Genomic DNA, 2,849 nt, shown 5'->3' with positions numbered 1-2,849 from the left:
GAGCAACTGCACAGCCGCAAGCTGCGCAGCTTTGCCGAAGTGGCTTTCCAGTAAGCCTGCCCCGCCATGGCCTTGGTCCTGCTCAACCCCCATGCACAAGGCGGCCGCGCTGCGCTGCGCATTCCGGCCCTGCGGGCGTGGCTGGCAGCGCATGCACCGAATGCACAACTGGCTGCCCCCGAAGCCTTGAGCGACAGTGTGGACCTGCTGCAGTCGCTGCCCGAAGGCAGCCGCGTGGTGGTGGTGGGCGGTGACGGCACACTCAACCGCTGGCTGCCCATGCTGTTGGCGCGGCGACTCACCGTGGGCCTGGTGCCCATGGGCAGTGGAAACGACAGTGCCCGCGCCTGGGGTGTGGATGGCATGCATTGGGCACAAGCCTTGACGCTCGCGTTGCAAGGCCCTGCGCAAGCCATCGACGCAGGCCTGGCCCACTGGCGCGACCTGCAAGGCCAAACGTACGAGGCCCCTTTTCTGTCGAGCCTGACGGCCGGTTTTGACTCGGCCGTTGGGCTGCGTGCGCTGAATGGGCCGAGCTGGCTGCGCGGCTTGCCCCGCTACCTGTGGGCCACCTTGCATGAGCTGATCCACCTGCGCCACTGGGACCTGACGCTGCACAGCGATGGACACTTCAAACACCAAGGTGCTTGCCTCTTTGCCTCCAGCCTGAACACACCGACTTTTGGCTCAGGCATGCCAGCCGTGCCTCACGCTCAGCTGGCCGATGGCCAGCTGGATGCCTTGTTGGCAGGCACCTTTGGCCGACTGGGGGCCCTGCTCATGCTGCCCCGTCTGTTGATCGGCCAACACCTCGGTCACCCGCGCATCGGCTGTTGGCCGTATCGCCAACTGGACATCGCCTGCACAAAGGGCGTTCCTCTGGCCGCCGATGGAGAATACTTGGGTGAAGCCCAGCATGTGCGCATCCATTGCCAGGCGGCCAGCTTGCTGGTGGTGCGGCGGTGATCCCGGCCGCCTTCCATCTTGGTTCACACCCGTTTTAGCGTTCTGTGTCACAGTTCGCGCATTGACTTAGAAATCTAACTGCTCATGAAAATACTGTTTGTTGCCGACCCGCTCGAATCCTTCAAAATTTACAAAGACACCACCTTCGCCATGATGCGCGAGGCGCAAAAACGCGGACACCAAGTGGTGGCCTGCCAAATGACCGATGTGCGCTGGCAGCGTGGCGAGGCCGTATCGGCCCAAGTTCGCCACATCACACTCACCGGGCAGCCAGACACTTGGTTCACCGAAACTTCGACGAGCCGTGCCAACCTGAAAGACTTTGGCGCGGTCATCATGCGCACCGACCCGCCTTTTGACAGCGAATATTTCTACGCCACGCACCTGCTGAGCCAGGCCGAGCGCGAAGGCACCAAGGTCTTCAACAGCCCGGCTGCGCTGCGCAACCACCCCGAGAAACTGGCCATTCTGGAGTTCCCGCAGTTCATTGCGCCGACCTTGGTCACACGCAGCGAGTCTGACATTCGCGCCTTCCATGCCGAGCACGGCACCATCATCTTGAAACCCCTGGACGGCATGGGTGGCACGGGCATCTTCAAGGTAGGTGCCGACGGCCTGAACCTGGGCGTGATCATCGAAACCCTCAACCGCGGCGGTTCACAAACCGTGATGGTGCAAAAGTTTTTGCCCGGCATCGCGCAAGGCGACAAGCGCGTGCTCTTGATCGGCGGCAAGCCCGTACCCTTTTGTCTGGCGCGTATTCCGCAAGGCGGTGAAGTGCGCGGCAACCTGGCCGCTGGTGGCAAGGGCGTGGCCCAACCCATCTCGGCACGTGACCGCGAAATCGCCGAAGCCTTGGGCCCAATCCTCTTCGCACGCGGCCTGATGCTGGTGGGCCTCGACATCATTGGCGAGAGCCTGACCGAGATCAACGTGACCAGCCCCACATGCTTTCAGGAAATCACCGACCAAATGGGCTGTGATGTGGCGGCGCTGTTTTGGGACGCGGTGGAAGCGGCGCTGTAAAGCCTCAACCCACAGCTTGAATCCCCGCTACGGATTCAGATCGCCGCCCTCAAAGGTGTACAAGCGCCCCGGCTCAAAGGCCACCCAAGCCTCATCGGTGGTCAAGGGCGCGGTCACCACCACCGCCACCCGGTCGGTCTCGCGGGTGTGGTCGGCAAAGTTCACACTCAGGTCTTCGTCGCTCAAAGTCGCTTGTGTGAAGGGGTGCTTGCGCAGCACATAGTGCAGGTGGGTGCTGGCATGCGCCCACAAAGCTTGGCCGTTGGACAACAAGAAGTTGAAGGTGCCAAAGCGGGCGATCTGCGGCACCAGCTCGCGCAGTGTCAAGGACAGCTCTTGCACGCTGGGCACACTGGCATGCGACTTGGCCAGCTCTTGCATGAGCCAGCAAAACGCCCGCTCACTGTCGGTCTGGCCCACGGGCTTGAAGCTGCCGTGCAGGCGCGGCGCGTAGTCCACCAAATTGCCGTTGTGTGCAAACACCCAGTAGCGGCCCCACAACTCGCGCAAAAAGGGGTGGCAGTTTTCCAGGCTCACTTCGCCCTGGGTGGCTTTGCGGATGTGGGCGATGACGTTCTGGCTTTGGATCGGGTAACGCCGGATCAGGTCGGCAATCGGCGAGGTGCTGGCGCTTTGGTGGTCCACAAAGTGGCGCACACCCTGCCCTTCAAAAAAAGCGATGCCCCAGCCGTCGCCGTGGTGGTCGGTGATGCCACCGCGCTGCGCAAAGCCGCTGAAGCTGAAGGTCACATCGGTGGGGGTGTTGCAGTTCATGCCGAGCAGTTGGCACATGGTTCAGTCCCTCAACTGCGGCTCAGTGGTCGCACAGCGTTGACATATACAAGCTCGGTTGCGCG

The 2,849-nt window shown here is 62.3% G+C and carries 3 protein-coding genes; 2 read left to right on the top strand and 1 reads right to left on the bottom strand.

Going from position 1 to position 2,849, the window contains the following annotated elements; genetic code table 11:
• The first annotated feature begins 66 nt into the window (after positions 1-66).
• Together ACIQ39_RS19155 and gshB are read left to right on the top strand one after the other, a co-directional pair.
• Positions 67-966, top strand: coding sequence for a diacylglycerol/lipid kinase family protein (locus ACIQ39_RS19155; protein ID WP_396436173.1), 900 nt, complete (start codon positions 67-69; stop codon positions 964-966).
• A gap of 84 nt (positions 967-1,050) precedes the next feature.
• The gene (gene gshB, locus ACIQ39_RS19150) at positions 1,051-1,992 is read left to right on the top strand and encodes a glutathione synthase (protein ID WP_396436172.1); all 942 of its coding nucleotides are present in this window, start codon (positions 1,051-1,053) and stop codon (positions 1,990-1,992) included.
• Positions 1,993-2,019: 27 nt separating this feature from the next.
• On the opposite strand, the gene ACIQ39_RS19145 is transcribed toward gshB, so the two are convergent.
• A complete protein-coding gene (locus ACIQ39_RS19145; protein WP_396436171.1) occupies positions 2,020-2,784 on the bottom strand; it encodes a class II glutamine amidotransferase in 765 nt (254 codons plus the stop codon).
• Between the last annotated feature and the right edge of the window lie 65 nt (positions 2,785-2,849).

This window comes from Limnohabitans sp. (genome assembly GCF_044361645.1).
In the GTDB taxonomy this organism is placed as follows: Bacteria; Pseudomonadota; Gammaproteobacteria; order Burkholderiales; family Burkholderiaceae_C; genus Limnohabitans_A.
Note: the sequence above shows the minus strand (reverse complement) of the source record. Positions and strands in the feature narration are given on the sequence as shown.

Excerpts from the sequence above, each read along its gene's own strand:
- gshB (WP_396436172.1), top strand. The coding sequence starts at position 1,051 with ATGAAAATACTGTTTGTTGCCGACCCGCTCGAATCCTTCAAAATTTAC.
- ACIQ39_RS19155 (WP_396436173.1), top strand. The coding sequence starts at position 67 with ATGGCCTTGGTCCTGCTCAACCCCCATGCACAAGGCGGCCGCGCTGCG.
- ACIQ39_RS19145 (WP_396436171.1), bottom strand. The coding sequence starts at position 2,784 with ATGTGCCAACTGCTCGGCATGAACTGCAACACCCCCACCGATGTGACC.